This window comes from Gilvimarinus sp. 2_MG-2023 (assembly GCF_030547685.1).
Lineage (GTDB): Bacteria > Pseudomonadota > Gammaproteobacteria > Pseudomonadales > Cellvibrionaceae > Gilvimarinus.
Genome location: NZ_JAUOQM010000049.1, coordinates 151,077 through 176,631, shown reverse-complemented (window position 1 = coordinate 176,631; position 25,555 = coordinate 151,077). Strand labels below are relative to the sequence as shown.

Genomic DNA, 25,555 nt, shown 5'->3' with positions numbered 1-25,555 from the left:
GTCCTGAGTGTGCACAGCTGTTGGTGTATCTATGCGACAAACCTGCTGAATTTGGTATAAGCTTAAAGTAACAATAACAAGCTTTGGAATCCGGTATGCCCCATAGCTGGCGATTAGAAACGGTACTCTTGCTGTTGGTTCTGGCCACTGCGCTGAGTATATTCGCGCGTGATACGTTGCTGCGTGAAACTTTGATCATTGAGCCGGGAGAAGACTATAGCGTACGACTTTATGATGATGGTCGCGACGGCGGTAGCACTGAGGCTGTCATGTTGCCGGACAATCAAAGCGGTTATCAGTGGCAGTGCGATTTAAAAGCCGATTATCAATACCCATACTGTGGTTTTGAGATCCGGTTGGTGCAAGGCTGGGATGGCCTAGAGCTATCCAGCTTTGATAAAGTCGAGCTGTGGTTGGATTACAGCGGGGCCAATAAATCAATTCGTATATTTCTACGTAATTATGACATTCGTTATTCCAACCCGAATGACGAAACCTCCACCAAGCATAATCAAATAGAGTTTTCTGCCGATCGAAAAGATCAGCACTATGAGTTTAGCTTCAGTGATTTCTTTGTTGCCAATTGGTGGTTGTTGGAAAATGACATTCCTCCTAATCTCTCGCACCCGCAATTCGATAATATTATCAGTTTTGATGTGCAAACCGGGTCGGAGCATAAGCTTGGGGTTCATAACTTTCACCTCAAAAAAGTGAAGTTCGTTGGTCAACGCATAGACACTGCAGACTGGTATCTTGCCATTATTAGCATTTGGTCTGTTTTAATACTTGGGTTTTTGGCGTATCGGATTGTTGTGCTTTCAAAAGAGGTTCGTGAGCGCCAAATGCGCGAGAAAGAATTGTTGGCAATAAATAAGCTATTGGATTTTCGCAGTCAAGAGTTGGAGGTGTTAAGTAAAACAGACCATCTAACAGGCGCCTTTAATCGTCAGGGCATAGAAGGCGCCATCAAAAGTGGGTTGTCGGAATGGCGCCGTGATGGTAAATCGTTGTCGGTAGTTATGATCGACATCGACTACTTCAAGGCGATTAATGATAACCATGGGCATGCGGTGGGTGATGCGGTATTAGCCGGTATCTCACAGTTAGTGCAAGAGCGAATACGTTCTTCTGATTTGTTTGCTCGTTGGGGCGGGGAAGAGTTTGTTTTAGTGTGTCGTGATACAAGCATGAATTATGCGGCGCACATTGCCGAAAAGCTTCGCCGTTTAATTGAAGAGTGCTCTTTTGCTGATATTAAGGGGGTGACGGCAAGCTTTGGGGTGGCGAGTTTGCAGGGTAATGCAGATGTTGATGATCTGTTTAAAAAAGCAGATGAAGCATTGTATCGAGCCAAAAGAAAGGGTCGGAATCGGGTAGAAGTGTCCGATAATGACTAACCTGAATGGTGCAGGCGATGATGTGCAGTAGCGTTGACTTTATGTGATAACTACTTACATTTTACTCGGAATATTTCACCATCGTTCAATCGCATAGCACTTAAGCAGCCGCCCCATACGCAACCGGTGTCCAGTGCGGTCACGTGCTCGGGCTCAGCTTTGCCCTCAAGCGCAGCCCAGTGGCCGAATACAATGCGCTGCCCGCCACACAGATGGTTGGGGTGCTCAAACCAAGGTAAAAACTCTGACGTATTACTGCTGCATGGTGCCGATTTGTTGGTCAGCTCCAGCTCGCCCTCGGCGTTGCAAAAGCGCATTCGGGTAAGGTAATTGGTAATCAGCCGTAGCCGGTCTTGGCCGATTAGTTTGTTTTTCCATTTGTTGGGCTGATTACCGTACATACCGCTTAGAAACTCTTCGATATAATCACTTTGCAGTACGGCTTCTACCTCGCGCGCGTGGGCTGTGGCCTCGGGTAGTGTCCAGTTGGGGGGGATGCCTGCATGCACCATGGTGTAACCGAGCTCGTGGTCGGTGTGCAGCAATTTCATATGGCGCAGCCAGTTAATCAATAAAGGGCCATCGGGTGCGGTGAGGATGGCATCCAGTGTGTCGGATGGGCCGCTCCTTTTTTTGCCCCAAGCCACCGCCAACAAATGCAAATCATGATTGCCTAAAACCGCTGTTACACAATGGCGAATAGAATACAAAAAGCGCAGAGTGGCCAGAGATTTGGGGCCGCGATTGACCAGGTCACCCGCTAGCCATAATCGATCAACGGTGGGGTCAAAGGCAACCTTGTCGAGCAGCTTGTGTAAAGGCTTGAGGCAACCTTGTAAATCGCCAACAGCGTAGGTACTCACGATGCGCAATCTCGGTGTTAATGTAGGGCGTTGGGTTCGACCAGGGCAAAGGTCGGTATTGTTGTTTCGTACTCGGTGCCATCTGCGGTACGCATTTGATAGCTGCCCTCCATGGTGCCGGCAAAAGTATGTAGAACCGCACCGCTGGTGTAGCGATAAAACGAGCCGGGCTCAATGGTTGGCTGCTCGCCGACCACACCAGCGCCGCGCACTTCGCGCACTTGGTCCTCGGCATCGGTGATGCGCCAGTAACGGCTTAACAGCTGCGCCGATTCGCTGCCCTGATTGTGAATGGTAACAGTATAACGAAAAGCAAAACGGTTTTGCTCGGGTTGTGACTGTTCCGGCAAATAACCGGTTTCCACTTCAATGTGTATATTGCTCATGATTCTTTCTGTATGTAGGGTTCAATGGCATCACTGAGTTCAACGAACTCCGCAATCGATAGCGCTTCAGCCCGCTTGCTTAAATCGACGGGCATTGTTTGTAGTTGTTCTGGGTCGCACAATGTTTTTAACGCATTGCGCAGTGTTTTGCGGCGCTGGCCAAACGCGGCCGTTACCAGTTTTTCCAGTACCGCTACATTGCGAGCCGGGTGGGGTAGTTGTTTATACGGCGCCAAGCGCACAATCGCCGAGTCGACCTTGGGCGCTGGGTCAAAGGAGCCTGGCGGCACATCAAACAACCAATTAATGTCGCAATAATACTGCGCCATTACCGTAAGGCGACCATAGGCTTTGCTGCCGGGTTGGGCGGCCAAGCGTTTAACCACCTCTTTTTGCAGCATAAAGTGCATATCTTGTACTTGCTGCGCGTAGCTGATGAGATGAAAAATCAGCGGAGTGGAAATATTATAAGGCAGGTTGCCAACGATACGCAGCGGGCGATCATCTTCGGCCAATTGAGCAAAGTCAAACTTTAGGGCATCGGCTTGGTGTAGGGCAAAGCCCGGATATTTTTCGAAACGCACTTTTAGCCAAGGCACCAAGTCGCGATCCAATTCAATGACATGTAATGTTTCCGCGCTTTCGGCCAAAGGCTCGGTAAGCGCGCCTTGGCCCGGGCCAATTTCTACCACGATATCGCCTGCACGCGGGGCAACCGAACGCGCAATTTGGTTGATAATGGTATGGTCAATCAAAAAGTTTTGGCCGAAACGTTTGCGCGCTTTATGGGGTGCGCCGGGATTAAAGTTCTGCTTCACGAGGTTAACCTCTTGCGGGCTTGAGTCATGGTTTGCGCGTAGCGTATAGCTGTATATAAGCTGCCACTATCGGCCTGGCCGGTGCCGGCCAAATCGAGCGCAGTGCCATGGTCAACCGAGGTGCGAATAATAGGCAGTCCGAGGGTGATGTTCACCGCTTGGCCAAAGCCTTTGTATTTCAGTACTGGTAAGCCTTGATCGTGATACATCGCCAGTACGGCGTCGGCTTGCTCTAAATACTTGGGCGTGAATAAAGTGTCGGCCGGTAGCGGTACCGATACATCGAGCCCTTGTTGTCTAAATTCGGCCAGTACCGGTTCTATAGTATCGATTTCTTCGTGCCCCATGTGACCACCTTCGCCAGCGTGAGGGTTTAACCCCGCCACTAAAATTGAGGGGGCCGCGATGGCAAACTTCTCTTGTAAATCGCGCCTGAGAATATCGATAATCTCCCGTAACAGCGGACGAGTGATAGCGCTTGCCACATCTTTTAAAGGCAGGTGGGTGGTCACTAGCGCGACCCGTAAGCCTTCGGTAGCTAACATCATGACCACGCGCGGAGTGTCGGTTTTGGCCGCCAAATATTCGGTGTGGCCGGAGAACGTAATACCGGCATCATTGATAACGCCTTTATGAACCGGGCCGGTAATCACAGCGGCAAAGTGTTGTTGCTGGCAGCCGGCAATAGCGCTATCAAGCGTGTCCAGTACATAGTGGCTGTTGGCTGGGTTGAGCTTGCCCGCTACCACTGGCGCCCGTAAAGTCACGGGCAATACGTGCAGCGTGCCGGCGGCTGCAGGCTTGGGTGGGGCATCCAGTGCCACTGTATGGATGTTAACGTTTAGGCCGAGCGCTTTAGCACGTGCAGCTAATAAGTCTGGATCAGCAATAATAACCAGCTCGTCCTGCCAGGGGTGCGCCGCCAACGACAGGGCTAGGTCGGGGCCAATGCCGGCGGGCTCACCCGGTGTTATCGCCAGACGCTGAGGTTGGTTCAATCTTCAAAGTCCTTATTTTTAATATCGAGATAAGCACCCTCGCGCAGTTCGATCTGCCAGACTTTGAGTTCTTGCTCAAAGCGTTTTTCGCGCAACATTTGGGCGGCTTTATTGCGAATAACCACACCGCTCATGTCTTCTTGGCGGCGATCTTCTACCTGTAAAATATGCCAGCCGTACTGGCTTTTAAACGGCTCGGTTATCTCTTCAATGGCGGTCTTGGCCATAGCGCTTTCAAATGCGGGTACGAACATACCGGGAGAAGACCAGCCCAAATCGCCACCTTCTAGCATCGAGCCAATATCTTCTGAGTGCTCGCGCGCCATGTCGGCAAAATCGGCACCGTCGATAATTTGCTGTTTAATCTCGAGTAATTTTTCGCGCGCGGTCTCGTCATCCATGATTTCACTGGTTTTCAGCAGAATATGGCGGGCTTTGGTTTGTTCAACCAGTTGTTCGCCGCCACCGCGTTGGTCAATAATTTTCAGCAAGTGAAAACCGGCCCCGGAGCGCAAAGGTTCAGATACCTCACCGACGTTGAGCTGGCTCACCGCTTCGGCGAACAGTTCTGGCAACTGAGCCAGCTTGCGCCAACCCAAATTGCCGCCTTCTAGGGCCGTGGTGTCATCCGAGTGTGCAATGGCAAGCTGGTTAAAATCGGCTCCGTCTTGCAATTGTTGGTAGAGATCGTCCACTTTTTGTTGGGCCTGTTGCAACTCGTCGGTTTCAGCCGATGAGGAGGCACCGACCAAGATATGGCCTAAGTTGTAATCGGGCGAGGTGGCAAACTTACCGTCGCTGGATTCGAGAAAATTATCGATTTCTTGCTCGGTAACGCGAATACGGCTGTTGACCACGCCTTGCTGAACTTGGTTAAGCAATATGTCGCGACTTATGCGGTGGCGTAAACTGGCGATACTTAAACCGTCTTGGGCCAGGCTGGCGGCCAACTCGTCCATACTGTTCAGGCCGTTGCTGGTAACGACTTGCTGTAAGGTGGCGTTGATTTGCTGGTCGCTCACCTCCATGCCGTAGCGCTTAGCCTCTTCGAGCTGTAATTGCTCCAATATCAAGGTGTCGAAGATTTGTTTTTCCAGCACTTCCATTGGTGGCAGCTGGCCGTACTGGCCTTGTAGGCGCTGCACAATAGACGCTTTGCGCTCTTCAAACTCACTTTGCAGCACCACACCTTCGTTAACGACCGCGATGACCTTATCCAGTATTTGGGTTTGCGCCTGGCTGCTGTTGGCAATGCCAAAAGCCAGTAAGCCGAGCGTTAAGGTCAATGATAGGCGGAGGTGTTTATGAGCGAAATCTTTTAATTGCATATAAGTCACTGATTATTGGAGGTTGTCTTCACGTTCGGCATAGCCGGGAATGGTTTTGCGTAATAAATTCCCGACCCGGTCACTGATGCTGGCCAGCCCTTTTAACTGTAAATCAATAAAAAAGCCACGATCGTAATCGTCGCTGTTGGCGCTTTCCAGATCATAGCCGCTGTTGTAATCGAAATTAAGCCATTCGCGCCATAACAAACGCACGCGGTAACAGCAGTCGTTGTATTCGAACCCGGCAAAGGTGTCGAGTTCCAAGTCAAAATTAAAATCGTAGTGGCTGCGGCCAATCAGGCTCCAGTTGCCATCGAGCGGTATAAAAGCGCCGACATCCAGCTGGTTCAAGCGCTGATTGTAAACGATGTCGGTGTCTGGGTCTGCGCTCAGTGCCAAATCGGTCGTCTGGCGTTGGTAGCGGTAGGTTAGATTCACTAAGCGCTGGCTATCATCGCTGTACTCCACCGAGGCACTGGCACTGGTCAGGGCGTTGTTTCGATGGTCGTAAACCACATCGGAGCTGAGGCGAAAATGTTCTGAGGCTCGCGCACTGATTCGCCCCACATATTCCGATTGGCGGTAGCTGTAGGCTTCACTAGGTGCGCTGGGGTCGAGCACAACTTTAGGTGTTTCAAACCGATAAATCTGCCCCAAACTAAGCGCTAAATGCTCTTCGCCGGTACGGGCGGATATAAAGCGAGTGGTAAGGCCTACGCTGAGCTGATTGGCATCGTCTAGGCGGTCTAAGCCATTGAAGCGGGTGCTGCGAAACAGCTGATTGTAGTCCATTTGAAACAGACGAGTATCGAAATCAAGTGCCTGGTTACTGTCGTTTAAAGGGTTGTACAGCGCCTGGTGATCGACATACTCGCTGTACAGGTAAAACAAGCGTGGCTCTAGGGTTTGAATCAGCGGTGTATCGCCCCATTGTGTCCAGCGCTCAAAGAACATACCCAAGTCGAGGCTCGCCTGCGGGGCGTTCAACTGCGGACTGCGATTGTTTATCGTGGGGTCAGGGGTACTGTCAGTGTTTATAATCGGCGCCTGTTCCAGCTGATAGCGCAGGTCGCGTACACCTACGGTGGGAGTTGCATAGCCCCACTGCCAGCGCGTGGGCCACGCTAAATTCACCGCCGTATGCAGTCTTTCACCCACCACTAATTCATGGCTGGGGCGCTGATAATAGCTGATTAAATCAAATTTCGAGTAATGACTATCGATGCTTAGTTGCAAGTCGCTGAGTGAATACTGTCCGCGGGCAAACGCGTGGGGCAGCTCTTTATAGGGTTGTTGGGCGCTTTCATTTAGGTAGCGCACTTCATTGGCGCTTATGCCCAAGTTCCAGTGATCACCGGTGTAGCTGACCTGGCCAAATTTGCGAATACTGGCCGCGTACTCCAAGTCAGTTTCGCCGCTGGTAATGTCGCGCAAGTAATCCACATCGCTCACGTCGGTATAATCAATCACTGTTTTTAATCGCGATTGAGCCCCGCCGGTCTGGTTCAGTTGCAGTAGCCAGCGATCCTCGCCTCGGTGAGGGTAGGCCTCCTCCTCGGTTAACTCGCCGCTGGCAATGGCGCTGTCTGATTGTTGATCATAGCCGCCCCTGTCATCGGGTAAATAGCTGGCGTTGAGCTCACTGCTAAAAAAGCTCGATAAATGTCGAACATTGATGTCCAGCAGTGTGCCGTGTTTTTCCATATAACTGGGCGTCAGCGTAGCGTCCAGTTGCGGGGCAATATTCCAGTAAAAGGGCTGGGCGTATTCCACCCCGTTGTTGGTACTTTGACTAAACGAGGGGAATAACAGACCCGATTGTCGTTCATCTCCAATCGGGAATGCCAAATAAGGAATATAAAGCACCGGGATATCAGCCACTTCTAGACGGGCATTTTTGGCCACGCCGTAGTTTTTATCCGAATACAGAGTTAATTCTTTGGCTTTCAGGCGCCAAAAGGCGTTGTCGGGCTCGCAGGTGGTGAAATCACCGTGGCGCATCCTTAATAACCGGTCGCCAAATTTCTGCAGGTGGCCCGCGCTGCCGTTCAATCGACTTTCGTGCAGAACAAAGCGGGCATTATCGACACTGGCATCTTCATTGGTAGTGGACATTTGCGCATTGTCGGCGCGAATCAGCAATCCGGTCTCACGCAAAGTGACATTGCCATCCAATACAATCTCGCCACTTACCTGGTCCAGGGTGGCGCTCTCGGTTTCCAGTAGGCGCGGGCCCTGCTCAAGGCGTACACCGCCATGTAGCTCAAAAGCACGATTGCCATCGGCTTGAATGCTTTGGGCAGTGGCGGAAATGGGGGTTTGCTCAACGGGCAGGGCGTCGGCAGGTGCCGTATAGGGGTCGATAAAGGCGCCGCAGCAGCCTGCTGGCAATTGTTTTTGTTGGCTTTCGGTTAGCTGGTCGGCATCCACCCAGTCCAACTCTTGGCCCGACGCTGGTTCGGTTTGAGCAATAATGAGAGGCGAGGTTAATGCGCCACATGCCGCCAGACAGGGCAGGAGCTTTCGGTGGTGTCGGCGGTAAGCGGTCATTCGTGGTTCTCGGCCTCTCAATGTGCCGGCAATTCTACTGCATAAAGGGGGCGCTAGACCAATTATAACGGGCATTTACCGCGCTGATGCCCAATGGCATCACAAAGTGTGCTTTCGCAGAGGCCTCAGACCTTACGAATCGTTATGCACTACTTGCCAGTGCCTCGGTGGTTAAAGGTAGAATAGCCGTAAAGCACTGGGCGTTTAGTAAGCCATACAGGATAACAATATTTTGGTTGCACGCAGTATTGATCCGGCCGCGCGAAAGCAAGCTCTCCAGCAATGGCTGGCGGCCACCTTGGGGGACCGACCTCATTTATCACCATGCGGAGGCGATGCTGGTGGACGGCGTTACTACACACTGGCGGAAAATCCTGATTGGCTGGCGGTAGATGCCCCGCCCTGCAGTGAGGATACGCGGCAATTTGTCTCCATAGCCCAATGCCTTTCGGCTGGTGGAGTACGGGTACCGGCTATTTATCATGTGGATGAGGACAACGGCTTTTTGTTGGTGGAAAATTTAGGCCGGCAACTGCTGGCCGGGGCAGTGGGGCAGGCCGGTGCCGCCAGCTGGTATCCGCGCGCGCTTGACGCACTGAGCCAAATGGCACAATTGCCAACCAATAGCGTTTATCTGCCTATATTCGATGCCGCGTTTATCGTGCGTGAGCTGGGTATTTTCCGCCATTGGTTCGTCGAGCAGTTGCTCGGGGTGCATATTAATGAAGCAATAGCCCAAAAGCTTGATCGTTTGGATGCGGCCCTCGCTCAGAGTGCCCTCCGGCAACCGCAAGTGTTTATGCATCGCGATTATCATTCGCGCAACCTATTGTTGACCGATCGCGAGATTGCCGTTATCGACTTTCAGGACGCCGTGGTGGGCCCGCTCACCTATGATCTAGTGTCACTGCTCAAAGATTGTTATCTGGTTTTGCCTCAGGCGCAAGTCACCACCTGGGCGCTCAACTATAAAAAGCAGGCAGAGAGCTTAGGGCTGCTAAAGCCCATTTCCAACGAGGCTTTTATACAAGCGTTTGATTGGATGGGGCTGCAGCGTCATATCAAAGTGCTGGGCATTTTTGCCCGGCTGCATCTGCGCGACGCTAAGTCGGGCTACTTGGCCGATTTGCCGCGTGTATTGAGCTATGTTCGTCAAATATTGGCCCAATACCCCGAATTTGCCTCAATTCAGCAATGGTTTGAGCAAGATTTAATGCCCATCTGCCGCCAGCAGTCGTGGTATCAGCCGGCGGATGACAACAACCCGTTTACCTCGGTGCAAGGGCCAGTCCAATGAAAGCTATGATTCTCGCAGCGGGCCTCGGCAAGCGCATGCGACCGTTAACCGACACACTTCCCAAGCCGTTGATTCCGGTGCGCGGCAAACCGCTGATTGAGTGGCATCTGGAGCGGCTTGCCGATGCGCGAATAAGCGAAGTGCTAATCAATATTTCCTACTTGGGCGATAAAATCCGCCAAGCACTGGGCGATGGCAGCCGCTGGGGGCTGCAGATCACCTATTCAGAAGAATCCGAGCCCCTGGAGACCGGCGGTGCCATTCGTTACGCCGCTCACTGGTTGGGTGACGAGCCCTTCTTGTTGGTGAATGCCGATGTGTTTACCCAGTTTGATTTTGCAACGCTTACCCGGCGTGGCTTGCCGGCGAGTGAGTTAGGTCATTTAGTGTTGGTGCCCAACCCAGAGTTTAAGCCGCGGGGTGACTTTGATCTAATAGACGGAAAGTTGGCCATAATGACAGGCGGCTCACCAGGCTATACCTTCGCGGGCATCAGCGTTTTACGCCCCGCACTCATCACTGACTACCCTCAGGCCCGCTCAGTATTTGGGCTGGCCGAGGTGTTTCGCAGCGCGCTGACAGATCGGCAGTTGGGTGCCGAACTGTATACTGGGCATTGGAGTGATGTGGGCACGCCCAGTCGACTTGAAGAAATTGAAAATCACAGAGAATTATGAGAGTCTTTCGCGCTAATCACAAATTAATCGGCATACTAAGCCTACTGTAGGGACTGTGACACGTCTGCGTCGCATCGGTCAGTGCTGGCCAAAAGGAAATATCAGTATGAAACGTATAAAATTGCTGGATCGTAAACAGCGCTTAGCGCTCGATATTATGCAAAAGGATCGTTTTCTACCTTTGGAGAAAATGCAAAATCATTTAGACAGTTGGCATCAGCAGTATGTCCGGGCCAAGCCTTTTCGCCATATTGTGCTGGATAATTTTTTGATTCCGACATCGTTGAGTGCCTCAATGAAGAATTCCCAGACGTACAAGAGCAAAAAAAGTGGCAGGAATTTCGGCGCGGTAATGAGTGGCTGAAAAATGCCACCAATGACGATCGGCATATCCCTTTCTTTACTCGACATTTTCTCTACGCATTAAATTCGCAAACGTTTCTGCTCTGGCTGGAAAAGCTAACGGGAATCAGTGGGCTGATCGCTGATATGGAGTTTACCGGCGGTGGATTTCACAGTACGTTACCGGGCGGCAAGCTGGACCTGCATGCAGATTTCAACATTCACCTACGCAATGGTCTGGACCGGCGCATCAACCTGATTTTATTTCTTAATAAAGACTGGTGTGAAAGCTATGGTGGCCACTTGGAGCTCTGGGATGAAAACTTGGCGGCGCAGCCGAAACGAGTGCTTCCCGTATTCAATCGGGCCGTTATATTTGGAACCACAGATTTTACCTACCACGGTCAGCCGATCGAGCTTAATTGCCCGGAGGATAGATTTCGAAAATCATTGGCATTGTATTATTACTCCAATGGCCGACCCGAAGCGGAAAAGTCCGGAGAAAAGCACCTCACTTTGTTTAAAGAGCGCCCAGCTCTCAATGAGAATTCCAGTTATTCGTAATAGAATTTGATATATGAAACGTCTTTGTAGGGGGGGGGCGACTTATCCCTTGGATTCAGGTGCTAGGTGGTGGGTTAGTCTTGATGTGAATAGATGCCACTTGTCTACTGGTGGTCTGAGCGATCGGCCAATGCAATGCCGGTACTTGCCGTTCGTGGACGGCCTTTAGCTTTGATTGTGAATCTGGGCAGCTGTTAGCTTTTAATAATAGTTTCAGGTAACCGTGCGCATCTTTATTATGGGGTGCGGCCGTGTCATGTTTGCAGGTAAGCTTCATTCAAAGTCCTGCCTTGTCAGCGGGAGCCGCATTGGTCGCCGAGCCTGCATATTACCGAAAAAGGAATCATCGATTGAGATCTTCAGCAGGGGTGCACTATTTGGCGCTTGCGTTGCGAGCGTGGTTGTGGGAGGGGCGCGGGGAAATACAGCCCCTATCCTACTGGACGCTGTTGGGGTGAGCGGATCAACTCTTGTTGGGTATGCTTGCTTATTGGTATCGCCATGCGGTAGCGGGAAGGCATGGTGCGGTGGCCCTATTAATGCTGCTATTTGCCGCGTTTTACGCGTGGTTTGATGTTCGTGGGGGGTATTTATTTGCCTGGTATGACGCCTCCTTTCACCCTGCTCGGGGTGGTGTGTCCGGTTTTGTGGCACAAATGGGGGCCTACTCTTACTCTATCGGTTTCACTTCTTTGTGTTTTTTCGGGCTACCGACTGGGTGCGCAGGCACATAATGATGTCAGTAGCCTATATGTGGCATTGTGGTGGGCGCTGCTGTGCTTTGGTTTGATGTGGCCTGTTGGCTATTTGAGTTTTTACTATATAGAATCGCCATTTTTGCGCTGACGTCGGCGCTAGCTTCGTGGTTGACGTTTTGTGGCAACTTTGGGCAAGCTGTGACTTGCCGTTGAGGTAAAATGTTGCCAGCTTAGTGCTGGGGTGACGTTGTTGGTAAAATTATAAAGGGGTGTGCATGAGCTATCGGTCTGGTGAAATGATTGTTGCGGCATCGGTGTTAAACGCCGACTTCGCCCGATTGGGGCAAGAGTGTGATGAAGTGGTGGCTGCCGGGGCGGGTCTTATTCATCTAGATGTCATGGATAACCATTATGTTCCCAATATGACTGTTGGCCCGCTGGTGTGTCAGGCGTTGAATGACTATGGGGTTTCGGTACCCATTGATGTGCACTTAATGGTTGAGCCGGTGGATGCTCTAATTGAGCAGTTTGCTGCTGCTGGTGCTTCCTTTATAAGCATCCACCCTGAAGCTACTCGTCATTTGGATCGATCGCTGGCTCTAATTCGGGATTTAGGGTGTCGGGCCGGTTTGGTGCTAAACCCTGGTACGCCACTGGCGGTGGTTGAGCAAGTGTTGCCCAGATTGGATATGCTGTTGCTAATGTCGGTTAACCCAGGTTTTGGCGGTCAAGCGTTTATTCCCTATGTGCTGGACAAGATCCGCGCTGCCAGACAAATAATTGATGGCAGTGGGTTGCCAGTGCGGCTGGAGGTCGACGGTGGCATAAAGGTGCATAATATCGCTGATGTGGCTCACGCTGGTGCAGATACTTTTGTGGTGGGGTCTGAGATATTTGGTGCCAGCTGTTATAAGGAGGCGGTGGCGTCTCTGAGTAAGGCGATCGCAGAAGGTGCTGGTTAGCCTGGGTCAGCTGTATTAGGCATTTAAAACTAAATGCGCATCAGCGCAGGGTGGTCATGCGGCACAATTAACGAGCGTGCATACGTTCTGGAACGTTTTTCGCTTACATTTATATTAGGTTTAAAAGTGTGAGCTAAGTGATTGCGTGACTTGGGTTTACTTTGAGAGATTTTTTTCACAGTAGGTCTTCCCAGTTGCGTAAACAGCAGGTAAACTGCGTGCGTCTGGTAAAGTTGGATTCAGTGGTTTAGTGGCTTGCGTTTGGCGCTAGAGCATGAATGCCTAACTTTTGAACGAGGAGTGAGTCGTTAGGCTTAAGCCTCAAATTGCACCCCAAGGCTATTGTTAAGGCTGGAAGGGTGTGTTAATTTAGAACGCGATTGGGTGTTCGTCGAGCATCTGGCCGGTCATGTGCTGGTGGTAAATCGAGTTTGTAGGGTTGAATATTCAGCCCGCTTACAGAAAACAATACGATACTTTGTAAATCTAGGAGCTAGACAATGAAGAAAAAACTTCTACCTTTGGCAATGCTGGCAGGACTGGCTGGCGCAGCGGGTACCGCCCAGGCTGTACACGTAAATTCCGACGGTTTAGGTGAAGCCTTGATCTACCCCTTCTACACCGTAGAAGAAGGTCAAAACACTTACGTAACCGTGGTTAACACCACTGAAGAGTACAAAGCAGTTAAAGTTCGCTTCATTGAAGCTGAAAACTCTGCTGAGGTTCTCGACTTTAACTTGTACCTGTCTCCTGAAGACGTTTGGACCGGTGCAATTGTTCCAGACGGCGACGGCACTAAGTTGATCACTCGTGACAACTCTTGTACTGCTCCTTACATTCAGCGTCCTGACGAAGATGGCGAAGGCACTGACGGCGTTAGCTTCGTAGATTACGAATTTGACGGCGACGGCGGTACTCAGACTATCGATCGTACCCGTGAAGGTTACATCGAAATCATCGAAATGGGCGTGATCACCGACGGCGACATCCAAGACGAAATTCAGCACGACTCTTCTGGCATGCCAGGCGATTGTGACTCGATGCGTGCTCGTTGGTTAGACTCTGGCCGTGTTTCAACTGGCGGTTTCGAAGAAGAAACTACCGGTACCGGTGAGTGGCTGGCTGACGCACAAGACGGCTTCGCTCAGTACGCGGATCTGGACGAAGGCGGCAGCACTTCTACCTTGGGTGGTCTGTACGGTTACGGTGTAATCATCAACCCAGCTGGCGGTACTAACGCTTCTTACAGCGCTGTTGCTCTGGACGAAGTATTCGGTGCTGAAGCTCAGCCTCTTGTTGACGGCGGTTCTGCATCTTACACCTCACAGCACGCCGACCCAGGTACTGTTGACCCATCATTCGGCGACGCTTACGAGCTGGCTGTAGTTATCGATGGTAGCGACGCGACTCAGTACGTAACCTACGACGGTTGGGATGCGGTATCTGCAGTATTCATGCACGAAACTGTATCTAACGACTTCATGCTGGACAGCTTTGTAAACGGCGACACCGACTGGGTTATCTCTATGCCCACTAAGCGTGTTTACGTAAACAACGTTGTTGACGCTGCTACCGGTGATGACGGTGCAACTCCATGGGATGATACGCTGCCACGTCCTCCGTTCACCTCTGAGTGGGACGGTAACGCATGTGAGTACGTTGACCTGAGCGCTTGGGACCGTGAAGAAGCGATCACCACTTTGACTGGCGACCTGGACTTCTCTCCACGTCCACCAGCAGACGACAGCTCTGAAGAGTTCGAAATCTGTAAAGAAGTGAACGTACTGAGCTTCGGCGAAGGTACTGCTCTGTACCCATCTGAGCGTATTCAGTACGGTGTGCCAGATCTGGGCTACGAGAACGGTTGGGCTCGCTTGAGCTTCGCTTCTGATTCCGATGGTGACCCACGTTATTTGGCAGTTGATCCTAACCCAGGTACTCCTGGTGACAGTGAATACCTGCGCGGCCTGCCTGTTACCGGTTTTTCGGTACAGAAGTTCGTAAACGGTGCTCTGGATGGTGGCTTGCTGGCTAACTACGCTGGTCTGATTCACCACGCCTACACCCGCGTAGCTGACCTGTCTGACCCTGCTGATGAAACTACTGATGTGGAACCAGCAGCAAGCGTAAACTACGATTTCGAAATCTAAGCCCCGCTTAGATTAGAATCGGAAGTACGTTGCCGGGCTTAGCTCGGCAAGCGAAAAAACGCAACCTTCGGGTTGCGTTTTTTTTTGCTTGTTAGGCTGATCATCTTGCGCTTGCGATGGAAGGGGCAATGTGTGTGTTTGGTTTTATTTTTTGTATGGCAGTAGGCGACCGCACAAAGGCGGTTAAAGCTTGCCGGTAAGGTGGGAGTTGTTATACTTTTTCCGCATTCCGCATTCCGCATTCCGCATTCCGCATTCCGCATTCCGCATTCCGCATTCCGCATTCAACGCTTGTCACTCCCACTTACCGTTTATCAGTCAGTTGGCTGTTTAGTGTAAAAACATAGAGCGGCCGGCTGAACTTGTGATAATTTGTACACACAATTGACATGTGGCGTATTTTCCTGCCTAATCGAGATTAGAAATTTAGAAACCACTGCATATAATGAATTCTAATGAACGGAATCTGTGCGATGGTGTCAAAGAGTAGATAAGCTCTGTGCTGGCCCAGTTACTGCATAATGATTTGCCAGCAACGAAAAATGACAAAAAAGCGGCAGCCGCTAAAAAATTTGAAAAACTTTAAATGTATGAGGGTGATGTATGAAACACATAAAACAAACGGCTATTGCGATGGCTTTAGCGGGTATGGCGTGCGCGGCTGTGGCCGACACGGTTTACATTCAGGACGGTAATGAGAACACTTTGGTCGAATACAGTGCCGATGCAGTCTCCATTACTGGCGGTGTTATTACGCTAACCAATGGTCAATACCAAACCGGCGCGGTGCCAGGTTCTGGGGTGGGTGAGAGCGTAGCTTGCGATCCCGTTACGACCACTCTCGACTCTGCGAATAATTTGTGCGTAGGTGCTGCCACGCCAGACCCGTCTATCTATTGCGGTGACGATGCAGTTTGGAACCCTAGTAGTGAAATGTGTGAAGGCGTAGCCCCATTAGGCCCTGCCCCGACACTGTCAATCTCCACCAATGACTCTAATTTAGGCACGGGCGAAACCGCCACCCTGACCTTTAGCTTTAGTGAAGATGTAATGGACTTTACTGTGGGCGATATCAGTGCCACTAACGGTTCAATTGGCAGCTTCTCCGGTTCAGGCGATACCTACACCGCCACCTTTACCCCCACGCCGGAAATTGACGCCACCGCCGTTATTACCGTGGATGATGATTCCTATGTTGATACCGACAACCTGGACGGCGAGGGTGACAGCCTCAGCATTACCCTGTCGGGTGAGCCGGCTCAGGTCGGTAACTGTACTGTGCCAAGCAATGTTAACGTGTCAAACGAATCGGCATTGGCCTCTATTGGTACGGTGGGCAGCATGCAGGAGTTCCGCATTCCACAAAACAATATTTTGTCTGTACCATTCACTACCGACAGCAGCATGTCTGAGCGCGGGAAAACCGACTTGTTTGGTGAGGCGGGCGAGTCTTCTACCCTGACCCGTAAAATCTGGGTGTCTGAGTGCCCGGGCGGTGAGCCGGTAGCGACTTGCGCACAGAAGCTGGGGAACGATATCTCCCTTAAATGGTCGAAAGATTATTACCATTGGTCGTACTGCGCCATTGGCAACAACGTCGATTTGTACCTGAACGTTAAGCATGTCAATGAAGATTCATGCTCTAATAGTTCTAGAGGCTGTGTGGCACGGGTGTCTCATACCTCGTCGTAAACTTTTCGTTCAAACCGCAGTCTGTAAGGTGGCACAAGTTTTCTTGTGCCACCTTTGTGTTATAAGGAGCTTAAAATTGTCTATCCATACTTTTCCAAAGTCCATTTGCCTGGTCTTGGCCGCTTGTGCGCTGAGCACTCAGGCGTTAGCAGAGCCTGCCCCCAAGGTGTTGGCGAGCTGGGGTGATGTACAAGTCACCGAAGAAGATTTAAAACGCTATGTCGCGTTTAAACTGCCCGATCGCGATCCGGTTGAGGTCATGACCCGTCCGGGGGTGATGGAGCAACATATTCAAACCCTTTTGATGTTGCGCACCTTGGCCGATAGGGCCGAGGACGAGGGTTTAGGCTTAAGCAAAGAACAGCTAGAATGGCAGCTGCGCAATCAGCGCAACGAGTGGTTGGTGGCCTCCTACCAGCGTATGTTGGTGGATCAGTCAATGGAGGGTGTCGACTGGGAAAGCCTGGCGCAGGAGCAGTACAAGGCCGAGCCGGAGTTGTTTGGCAAGCCGGCCCAGGTGGATGCCGCCCATATTCTGATTCGCACCGAAGAGCGCACCGAAGACGAGGCCTTGGCTTTGGCGCAAGAAGTGTATGCCAAAGCGCAACAAGAAGGCGCTGATTTTACTGAATTGGCGAAACAATATTCCGAAGGTGAAAGGGTTGACTCAAATGGTGGTGAGCTGGGTACGTTTAGCGCCGACCGTATGGTGCCACCGTTTTCCAAAGCGGCCTTTGCTTTGCAAAACCCAGGCGATATTTCTGAGCCGGTAAAAACGCAATTTGGTTACCATGTGATTAAACTTAACCGCCACATTGAACCGCAAAACCACCCATTCGCCGCGGTGAAGGGAACGATTATTGAGCGACTACAAAAGAGTATGCAGCGCGAGGTGATCGGCGATTTACTGGCCAATGCGCGCACCGATTCTACCCACGCTGAGGTGGATGAAGAGGCAATAGAAGCCTTTAAAAAATCGCTTAACGCTCAACAGTAAACGGAGGAGCAGCACTTGCGACTGGGTGAATACCTGCTAGAGCAGAACAAGTTGTCCGCGCGCGATCTGGAGCGTTCGCTCTTGGCTCAAGCGGAAATGGGCGGCTATTTGGGGCAGGTATTGGTCAAGTTAGGCCTTGTCTCGGAAATGGATATCGTGCGGGCACTGGAAGTGTTGCTTCAAGTTCAGTTTGTACCGGCCGCGCAGTACCCACAGGAACCGGTAGTGGTAGAGGGGGTGGCGGAGACATTCTTTACCAGCAACTCCGTCGTACCTCTCAATTGCACGCCCGCACGGCTTGAGTGTGTGTGCTTAACCCCACAAGACCCGTATTTAAGCAAGGCGCTGGCGCTGGCTGCTGGCCGTCAGGTGTCTTTGTGCTTGGGCTTGGAAAACGACTTAGTGGCTGCGCTGGAGCTGCGCACTAAGGCGGAGGAAGAAGCCTTAGATGAAGACACGGATGAGGTTGCGGGTGTCGATATCAATGATGTGGAATTTGTTGAGCATTTAAAAGATCTGGCAAGCGAAGCACCAGTGATTCGCTTGGTGAATCAGATTATCCACAAAGCGTTGGATATTGGCGCCTCGGATATTCATGTGGAGCCCTTCGATGATAGATTGCACTTGCGCTACCGGGTAGACGGTGTGATTCAGGATGAGATCGACCCGCCTGCGCTGAACTTGGCGCCGGCGATTGCCTCGCGTATTAAGTTGTTGTCACATATGAATATCGCCGAGCGCCGCCTGCCTCAAGATGGCCGCATTATGACGCGAGTAAAAGGCCATGAGTTGGATTTGCGGGTATCGACTATTCCCACCGTACACGGTGAGAGTATCGTGATGCGGGTATTGGATCGCGACAGTATTCAGTTGAGCTTATCCAGTATGGGATTTGCGCAGGATACCCTGAGTAAGTATCAGACATTACTTGATCGCCCGCATGGTGTGTTATTGGTTACCGGCCCGACGGGCTCGGGTAAAACCACAACGCTTTACGCCTCTCTGGCGACGCTGGATGCCTCTGAGTTGAAAATCATTACGGTGGAAGATCCGGTTGAGTACCAGCTAGAGGGGGTGAATCAAATTCAGGTGCAGTCACAAATTGACCTGACCTTTGCCCGTTCATTGCGCGCCATTCTACGGCAAGACCCGGACATCATTATGATTGGTGAGATGCGCGATGGTGAAACCGCACAAATTGCGGTGCAGTCGGCACTGACTGGGCATTTAGTGTTGTCTACCTTGCATACCAATACCGCCGCTGGGGCCATTACCCGGCTGGAGGATATGGGGATTGAGCGTTACTTGATAACCTCGTCGGTGAACGGCGTTTTGGCACAGAGGCTGGTGCGTAAACTCTGTTCGCACTGTAAGCAAGAGCAACCAGTCGATGCGGCTGCAGCGCAAAACTCCGGCTTAGCGCGCTTTTTAGCGCCTGAGCAAACCGTCACTTATTCTGCTGCCGGTTGCGCGCACTGCAAAAATTCAGGTTATCAGGGCCGCACCGCTATCCATGAATTATTCGTGATGGACACTGCTATGCATGCGGCCATTCAAAGTGGTGCCGATGCCACCGAGTTGCACAAAGAGGCCAGAAAAGCCGGTATGTTGACGTTGTACGAAGACGGTTTGCGCAAAGTGGCCAGCGGTGAAACTTCGCTGGAGGAGGTCTTGCGGGTGACGCAGGATCAAACAGAAACCGCTGAGGTGGCATAGACTTTTTGAAGTCTTTTGTTTGAGTGCGATTCGATTATGCCTAGCTACACATACAAAGCGTTAAAAAAAGACGGCTCAGTACTGCAAGGCAGCATTGAGGCGGCAACTGAGGGGCATGTTGGGCGCGAGTTGCGAGGTCAGGGGCTAATGGTGATTGATGTCTCTGTAGCCCGTGAGGGCGAGAGTGGACGCCAGCGCACAGGCCCCGGTTTTAATAAAAAACAAGTGTTATCGTTTACCAGTGAGCTCGCCGTTTTGTTGCGCGCCGGTTTACCCCTTGATCGCGCCCTTAAAGTGTTGATTGATATGAGCGAAAGCGGGTCAGCCAAGAGCTTGCTAGAAGGTTTGCTGACGACGGTTAAAGGGGGTAAGGGCTTAAGTTTCGCGCTGGCTGAAAAACCCGATGTGTTCGATGATTTTTATATCAGCATGATTCGCTCCGGCGAGGCGAGCGGTAATCTGGCTGCTGTTTTAAACCGCCTGGCAGAACAGCTAGAAAATGCTAAGCAAGTTCGCTCTAACGTTGTATCAGCACTTATTTACCCCGCTATTTTAGCCGTTGTGGCCCTGGTGTCGGTGCTGGTGATGCTGGGCTTTGTTGTTCCTCAATTTGACGCGCTGTTTGCCGACATGGGAGAGGCTTTGCCCGCTGTGACTCAGTTGGTGATTTCAGGCGGAGAAGCAATAAAAAATAACGGGTTATATATACTGATTGTTGCGGCGCTGATTGTTTGGTTTGTTCGGCGTTGGTTAACCACGGTGGCGGGTAAAGAGTGGTTAGACACGCGCATGCTGAAGCTGCCCGTGTTGGGCACGGTTGTGTTTAAATACGAAGTGGCGCGGTTTGCCAGAACGATTGGTACATTGATTGAAAGTGGTGTTCCGCTGATACAGTCGTTAAATATATCGACCGGTACGGTAGGCAATAATATTGTACGCAGGGCGTTGCAAGGAATCACGCCTGATGTCAAAAAAGGCGGCCGAGTGTCACAGTCAATGGCTGACGCCGAGTTGTTTTCCCCGATGGTTATTCAAATGGTTCGCGTAGGCGAAGAGTCGGGGCAGTTGGATCAAATGATGCTGGAGTTGGCGCGTGTCTATGATGATGAGGTGAGCGCTGGTGTTAAACGCAGCTTAACCTTGCTTGAGCCAGTTTTGATTTTGGCAATGGGCGGGATGATTGGTTTTATTATTGTGGCTATTTTGTTGGGCATATTGTCCGTTAATGATTTGGCCGGTTAAGAGGGGAATCGAGCATGATGAATATCAGAAAAAATAAAGGCTTTACCTTGGTGGAGCTGTTGGTGGTTTTGGCTATTATCGGTTTATTGGCAGGTTTGGTGGGCCCTCGGGTGCTGAATCAATTGGGTGGGGCTAAAAGTAAAACAGCCAAGGTGCAAATTCGCGATTTCGAACAAGCGCTGGAAGTGTATATGCTGGATACCGGTAAATTCCCTACTTCCGAGCAAGGGTTGGAGGCGTTGGTGCGCAACCCCGGCAGTGTGACTGGCTGGAATGGCCCTTACTTAAGAAAGTCCGAAATCCCTCAAGATCCGTGGAATAACAATTACCAATATCGCTACCCCGGCGATAACGCTGAGTTTGATCTGTCCTCGCTGGGCGCCGATGGTAAACCAGGTGGCGAGGGTGATAACCAAGACTTGGGTAATTGGCAGTTGTAGCCCGCCGTGGCCTGCTCATGTTAACCCGCGCTAAAGGTTTTACGTTACTGGAATTGATGGTGGCTTTATCCATCGCTGCTATTTTGTTGGCAGTGTCGTCGCCTGCGGTAAAAGCCATGTTTCAAGGCGCGCAATACCGCTCAAGCGTTGGTGAAATTGTACGGTTGTTGAATGCGGCCAAATACGAGTCGATGACATCGGGTCATTTTGTCGATTTGAAAATCACTCCGAAATCAAGCCAGCTCAGTGTCGCTGGGCGAGAGCCTTTACAGTTGGCTGATCATTTAACCTTGGAAGCCAGTGTCGCAGAGGAGTATATGCAAGACGCCTCAACCGGTGTGATTCGGTTTTACCCCGATGCGACCTCAACCGGCGGTTCGGTCAGGCTACTGCGCCATGATGGTAGTGGCGTGTTGATACAAGTGGGTTGGCTGTTGTCCGATATCCACCAGTACCCGATCTCTGAGTCTCTTTAAGTGGCGATGCCATGAAATGCGTTCGTTCAACTAACAAAGGATTTTCGCTTATTGAGGTGATGGTGGCGATCGCTATTTTAGGTATCTCACTGGGAATGATTTACCAAGCGGCAGGTGGCTCTGTGCGCAGTGTGTCTACCTCGGAAGATTATGCCTATGCCGTCGAGCTGGCTCAGTCCCTTTTGGCTATGAATGCCTTGGTGCCTGCCGAAGGGGTAAGCACCGCTGGGGTCACGCAAGACGGCTATCACTGGAGTGTTTTGTCTGCCGTTGCCGCTGTGGATGACGCCGACGTACCTGCATTGCACAGTGTCGAGGTTAGTGTGCGCTGGGGCAGCACGGTTCGCCCGAGAGAGTTTCAGTTGCATTCAATGGTGCCTACCTGGGTTGAAAAAGATGCGCGCTAGGCACAGCGGTTTTACCCTGATTGAGGTGGTGGTTGCGTTAACGATTTTGTCGTTAATTGTAACGGCGACTCTCACGGCCATGCGCACTATTGGTAAAACCCAAACGACTTTGGTGGCTAAAACCGAAAATGTGGGCCGCATGCGCTCGGTGAGCCAATTTTTGCGTACTTCACTAGAGCGAGCCAAACCCGTGCCCGTTTATGCGATGGGGCGGCGCACAGGTTTTTTAATGCACGGCGATAAGGAACAGTTGGTGTGGGTAACGCCAATGCCTATTCCCGGCTCTATGGGGGGCTTAGTCACTGTTCAGTTAAGTGTTAATAAAGCCCGTCAGTTGGTGCTGAAGATTCGTGATGGTGTTGGACGTTGGAGCTGGGATGATGTCAAAGAGCATATTTTAGCCGAGTCGGTCGAGGACTTTGCGGTTTCTTTCAGTGCCGACCCGCTGGCGGGACAATGGGTAAACCAGTGGGGCATTGGTGAGTATGATGAGCCGCCACAGCGGCTGCAAATCGAGCTTAAAGTCGCCGGTAAATACTGGCCGCCGATTGTGGTGGTGGTGCCTACATTATGAGATTTCGGCAGATTAGAGTCGTGTCTGGGCGCCAGCGCGGCATGGCGCTGGCGCTTTTATTGTGGTTTCTTGCTGCGCTGACGCTGATGGTGGGGGGGCTCATGCTGCTGGCTCGCACGGACATCACTTATGCCAATCTACATCGCCACAGTGCCCAAGCCGCAGCCTTGGGTGATGGCGCTGCGCTGTCGCTGTTAGCTGGGGTTAATGCGCAGCACGTGGGTCATTTGAGCTATCAGGTGAGCATGCCAGGCCATTCGGTTGCGCTGCAAGCTGTACCAGCGGTGGGGTTGGTGAACATTTACCAGGCTGATGAGGTATTACTGACAAGACTCTTTAGCGACTTAGGCGGTATACCCTCGGCGCAGGCAATAGAACTGGCTAATTCTGTGGTAAAGTGGCGGGATTTGCGAGCGGAAGAAATAAAGCGCAGCACCCGAGATGCCAAGCAGGCAAACTCTATTGAAGATTTGTTGTCTGTCAGAGGGGTTACGCGGGAAGTCTTTGAGCGTATTAAGCCCTGGATTCACGCAGAGTCGACCAGCGGGCGCGTTAATATGGAGTGGGCGCCCGCTCAGGTTATGGCCCTGCTGGATGCCGAGCAAGAATCGCCGCCGATTGATGAATACACGGGTGATGAAAGTGTGTCGGATACTTTGTATAACGGCACACTGCGTATTTCAGCGAAGGTCAGTTTTGACGGACGCAAGATATTTAAGAGAACAGTCTGGGTGCGGCGCTCGAGCCGCACTTTATTGGGTTGGGCCATTTTGCGCAGGGAGCCGGTCACCGTGACAACAGCGGAAAATAAATGAAATCGAGTACAAGCAACTGGAATCTATTTGGCGTTGATTTATCCACCGTGTTAACGGGGTATCTCAGTGCCTGGAAAGAAACCTTTTGGCTGCAGGGGTCGTGGGGTCGGCGGCACCTTGATTTACCCGTTGAGGTGCATGATTTTGCCAGTTCAGATGCGGCTGTGGGCTCGGCGGATAAACTGCAGGCGTGGCGCTTAAATGATGATTATGTTCTGTTTCGCGAGTTGCATTTGCCTGTGCAGGTTGCCAGTAGTGCTATCGAAGGTATTGTAACGGCCGAGGTCAATGTTGCCAGCCCATTTCCAGCCGAAGACACTGTTTTTGGCTGGAAGGTCATTAACAGGCAAGCTGATATTGTGGATGTGGTTGTGGCTATTAGTAGTCGACACACCTTAAATCAGTTGTTTGCCGCATTGCCAGAATCGCTGCGAGATACTCAACATCAATTTGAAGTCTGGGCAGAGTTTAAGGGCGAATCAATCGTTATCGAAGGGTTTGCTGAGCGTCGCAGAAATACGTTATACCGGCGTCGACTGGTAATGTTAGCGGCCGCTTTGCTGGTGTCGGCCAGTTTATTGGTGTTGGCAGCGGCGGCGCCGGTAGTACAAAAGAAATTAGAGTTGAGCTATTTGCAAGACCTGCATCAGCAAGCGAGGGCTGATGCGCGAGAGGCTGTCAGTTTGAGAACGCAACTGGCGCAAAAGAATGATCAAATAGCGGCGCTTAACTCAGCCTTTAGGCAATCGGTTGAGCCTTTAGGATCACTTGCGTTGTTGACCTACAGTATTCCCGAGTCGGGTTGGTTGCTTTCTTTTGAGCAGCGCGGCAACCGAATTGAAATTCAGGGGTTGGCTGAAAACGCTGCTACTTTGATGCAAGACTTAAGTGGCATTGAGTTGTTTGAGCAGGTACGTCCAACCTCCGCTATCCGTAAAACTGGGAATCAAGCCAAAGAGCGTTATCAGCTAGAAATTCTTCTGCCGCAAGTAGGTGAGGAGGTGGCAGATGGCCAATAAGCTGCGGTTTCGAAAATCATCACTGATGGTGTTAGTCAGTGGTGCGATGTTGCTGGTGGTTATGTTTTGGCTACTGCTAACAGTGTTTGGATACTTTGTGGATTATTCCCGCCAAGTGTCCGACCTCAAGCCTAAACTGGCACGGTTGCAGGGCCTGGTGTCGGTCGAGCAGACGATGCTCAATGCGGTAAGCGAAGTTGACTACCAGCTCGAAAACTTGGTGCTGGATGCTGATATTGAAAGCAGCCGGCTAGGTACGCAGGTTCAACAAAAAAGCCGCGATATTTTTAGAGATACCGGTATGGTTGTCTCGGGTAGCCAGGTAGCTAAGCCGACAGAAACCGAGCAATTTTTAAAGATAGGGGTCACTCTGAATATTGAGGGAACCTTGGAGGATTTAGAGCTGGCTTTGCTGGAAGTGATACATGAGCGGCCGCTTATGCTGATTGATGAGATTGAGGTGACCCCTGAAAGGCGACATCGCAATAGTCGTGAACAAAAAATTGGCGCCTCTATTAAGCTGTATAGCCTCCAGTTGAGAGGTGACCATGAATAAATCGGTGAAAGCCCTCAGTGTGACAGCGTGGTTGTACTTAGGGATGCTGGGGGCGGTTATTATTCTGTGCCTGGCGGTGGGTTACGCACTGCTTGCTCACGCAACGCGTGGTGTCGATGACATTATTGTACCCAGCCCAGAAGTCTTAAGCTGGCAAACCTACAATCCGGGCGCGCTGCCTAACGAGACGGTGGGAATTACTCAGATCCCCCTGTTTTGGGAGGAGCGTCAGCCCTATGTGCCTGAAGAGTTGGTTGAAGAAACTAAAGAAGAGACGGTTGTCAAAACCAAACCCTTAAAAGGAGTTAAGTTGCTGGGGGTTTATGTCGATGGTTCTAGCTCTTATGCATTAGTAAAAAAAGGCGATGAAAGCCATCAAGTGAAGGTGGGTGATGTCTTTGATGGGTGGACATTAAAGTCTGTGAGTTTTGATAGTGTGACTTTTTATTCGACCGAGCCCGATGGCGCAGAGTCTACGGCACAGTTACCGCTGACGGACCGATCGCCTCTCCCGCAAGTTTGGAATAGAAATGATGAGGCCGCACTGACTCAGTGACGGTCGAAATGACTTAGGTATTTTCAATGCAGATA

25 protein-coding genes are annotated in these 25,555 nt (G+C 51.2%); 19 read left to right on the top strand and 6 right to left on the bottom strand.

Annotated features, from left to right (window positions below):
- The first annotated feature begins 95 nt into the window (after positions 1-95).
- Complete coding sequence (locus Q4526_RS15025; protein ID WP_215977914.1) at positions 96-1,397, top strand: GGDEF domain-containing protein; 1,302 nt, start codon at positions 96-98, stop codon at positions 1,395-1,397.
- Positions 1,398-1,447: 50 nt separating this feature from the next.
- On the opposite strand, the gene Q4526_RS15020 is transcribed toward Q4526_RS15025, so the two are convergent.
- From Q4526_RS15020 to Q4526_RS14995, 6 genes are read right to left on the bottom strand one after another with little or no spacing between them, the layout of a single operon-like run.
- Complete coding sequence (locus Q4526_RS15020; protein ID WP_215977913.1) at positions 1,448-2,260, bottom strand: symmetrical bis(5'-nucleosyl)-tetraphosphatase; 813 nt, start codon at positions 2,258-2,260, stop codon at positions 1,448-1,450.
- A 17-nt stretch (positions 2,261-2,277) separates the two neighbouring features.
- A complete protein-coding gene (apaG, locus tag Q4526_RS15015) occupies positions 2,278-2,646 on the bottom strand; it encodes a Co2+/Mg2+ efflux protein ApaG (RefSeq protein WP_215977912.1) in 369 nt (122 codons plus the stop codon).
- Positions 2,643-3,464 carry a 16S rRNA (adenine(1518)-N(6)/adenine(1519)-N(6))-dimethyltransferase RsmA gene (rsmA, locus tag Q4526_RS15010; protein ID WP_215977911.1) on the bottom strand — a complete coding sequence of 274 codons (822 nt, stop codon included), beginning with the start codon at positions 3,462-3,464 and terminating at the stop codon, positions 2,643-2,645. The genes apaG and rsmA overlap by 4 nt, the downstream gene beginning before the upstream one ends.
- Entirely contained in the window at positions 3,461-4,462 is a 1,002-nt protein-coding gene (gene pdxA / locus Q4526_RS15005) for a 4-hydroxythreonine-4-phosphate dehydrogenase PdxA (RefSeq protein ID WP_215977910.1), read from the bottom strand. Before pdxA ends, rsmA begins: the two co-directional genes overlap by 4 nt.
- Positions 4,459-5,790: a peptidylprolyl isomerase gene (locus Q4526_RS15000; protein WP_215977909.1), complete on the bottom strand. Its 1,332-nt coding sequence runs from the start codon at positions 5,788-5,790 to the stop codon at positions 4,459-4,461. Before Q4526_RS15000 ends, pdxA begins: the two co-directional genes overlap by 4 nt.
- A gap of 12 nt (positions 5,791-5,802) precedes the next feature.
- A complete protein-coding gene (locus Q4526_RS14995) occupies positions 5,803-8,340 on the bottom strand; it encodes an LPS-assembly protein LptD (RefSeq protein WP_215977908.1) in 2,538 nt (845 codons plus the stop codon).
- Between the two features lie 232 nt (positions 8,341-8,572).
- Between Q4526_RS14995 and Q4526_RS14990 the strand changes: the two genes are divergently transcribed.
- The 18 genes from Q4526_RS14990 to Q4526_RS14905 all read left to right on the top strand — a co-directional run bounded on the left by Q4526_RS14990 (position 8,573) and on the right by Q4526_RS14905 (position 25,520).
- Positions 8,573-9,637 carry an aminoglycoside phosphotransferase family protein gene (locus Q4526_RS14990; protein WP_215977907.1) on the top strand — a complete coding sequence of 355 codons (1,065 nt, stop codon included), beginning with the start codon at positions 8,573-8,575 and terminating at the stop codon, positions 9,635-9,637.
- Entirely contained in the window at positions 9,634-10,314 is a 681-nt protein-coding gene (gene murU, locus Q4526_RS14985) for an N-acetylmuramate alpha-1-phosphate uridylyltransferase MurU (RefSeq protein WP_215977906.1), read from the top strand. Before Q4526_RS14990 ends, murU begins: the two co-directional genes overlap by 4 nt.
- Before the next feature lie 106 nt (positions 10,315-10,420).
- On the top strand, positions 10,421-10,678 hold the full coding sequence (locus Q4526_RS14980) for a hypothetical protein (protein ID WP_215977905.1): 258 nt from the start codon (positions 10,421-10,423) through the stop codon (positions 10,676-10,678).
- A gap of 125 nt (positions 10,679-10,803) precedes the next feature.
- Positions 10,804-11,220: a 2OG-Fe(II) oxygenase gene (locus Q4526_RS14975; RefSeq protein ID WP_215977904.1), complete on the top strand. Its 417-nt coding sequence runs from the start codon at positions 10,804-10,806 to the stop codon at positions 11,218-11,220.
- Positions 11,221-12,193: 973 nt separating this feature from the next.
- Positions 12,194-12,880, top strand: a complete 687-nt coding sequence (gene rpe / locus Q4526_RS14970) for a ribulose-phosphate 3-epimerase (protein ID WP_215977903.1) — start codon at positions 12,194-12,196, stop codon at positions 12,878-12,880.
- Positions 12,881-13,380: 500 nt separating this feature from the next.
- A complete protein-coding gene (locus tag Q4526_RS14965; protein WP_215977902.1) occupies positions 13,381-15,030 on the top strand; it encodes a hypothetical protein in 1,650 nt (549 codons plus the stop codon).
- A gap of 603 nt (positions 15,031-15,633) precedes the next feature.
- Positions 15,634-16,722, top strand: a complete 1,089-nt coding sequence (locus tag Q4526_RS14960) for an Ig-like domain-containing protein (protein ID WP_215977901.1) — start codon at positions 15,634-15,636, stop codon at positions 16,720-16,722.
- 76 nt (positions 16,723-16,798) lie between these two features.
- On the top strand, positions 16,799-17,719 hold the full coding sequence (locus Q4526_RS14955) for a peptidylprolyl isomerase (RefSeq protein WP_215977900.1): 921 nt from the start codon (positions 16,799-16,801) through the stop codon (positions 17,717-17,719).
- Between the two features lie 15 nt (positions 17,720-17,734).
- Positions 17,735-19,435, top strand: a complete 1,701-nt coding sequence (locus Q4526_RS14950) for a GspE/PulE family protein (protein WP_303609682.1) — start codon at positions 17,735-17,737, stop codon at positions 19,433-19,435.
- 36 nt (positions 19,436-19,471) lie between these two features.
- On the top strand, positions 19,472-20,677 hold the full coding sequence (locus Q4526_RS14945; protein ID WP_215977899.1) for a type II secretion system F family protein: 1,206 nt from the start codon (positions 19,472-19,474) through the stop codon (positions 20,675-20,677).
- 14 nt (positions 20,678-20,691) lie between these two features.
- Entirely contained in the window at positions 20,692-21,117 is a 426-nt protein-coding gene (gene gspG / locus Q4526_RS14940) for a type II secretion system major pseudopilin GspG (RefSeq protein WP_303609681.1), read from the top strand.
- Positions 21,105-21,593, top strand: coding sequence for a prepilin-type N-terminal cleavage/methylation domain-containing protein (locus Q4526_RS14935; protein WP_215977898.1), 489 nt, complete (start codon positions 21,105-21,107; stop codon positions 21,591-21,593). The genes gspG and Q4526_RS14935 overlap by 13 nt, the downstream gene beginning before the upstream one ends.
- Before the next feature lie 11 nt (positions 21,594-21,604).
- Positions 21,605-22,000 (top strand): prepilin-type N-terminal cleavage/methylation domain-containing protein, encoded by a 396-nt coding sequence (locus Q4526_RS14930; RefSeq protein ID WP_215977897.1) that lies wholly within the window; start codon positions 21,605-21,607, stop codon positions 21,998-22,000.
- Positions 21,990-22,574, top strand: a complete 585-nt coding sequence (locus Q4526_RS14925; protein ID WP_215977896.1) for a prepilin-type N-terminal cleavage/methylation domain-containing protein — start codon at positions 21,990-21,992, stop codon at positions 22,572-22,574. Before Q4526_RS14930 ends, Q4526_RS14925 begins: the two co-directional genes overlap by 11 nt.
- Positions 22,571-23,389 (top strand): type II secretion system protein GspK, encoded by an 819-nt coding sequence (locus Q4526_RS14920; RefSeq protein ID WP_215977895.1) that lies wholly within the window; start codon positions 22,571-22,573, stop codon positions 23,387-23,389. Before Q4526_RS14925 ends, Q4526_RS14920 begins: the two co-directional genes overlap by 4 nt.
- Positions 23,386-24,408, top strand: coding sequence for a PilN domain-containing protein (locus Q4526_RS14915; RefSeq protein WP_215977894.1), 1,023 nt, complete (start codon positions 23,386-23,388; stop codon positions 24,406-24,408). Before Q4526_RS14920 ends, Q4526_RS14915 begins: the two co-directional genes overlap by 4 nt.
- Positions 24,398-24,964, top strand: coding sequence for a type II secretion system protein GspM (gene gspM, locus Q4526_RS14910; RefSeq protein ID WP_215977893.1), 567 nt, complete (start codon positions 24,398-24,400; stop codon positions 24,962-24,964). The genes Q4526_RS14915 and gspM overlap by 11 nt, the downstream gene beginning before the upstream one ends.
- Positions 24,957-25,520, top strand: coding sequence for a hypothetical protein (locus Q4526_RS14905; protein ID WP_215977892.1), 564 nt, complete (start codon positions 24,957-24,959; stop codon positions 25,518-25,520). Before gspM ends, Q4526_RS14905 begins: the two co-directional genes overlap by 8 nt.
- The last annotated feature ends 35 nt before the right edge of the window (positions 25,521-25,555 follow it).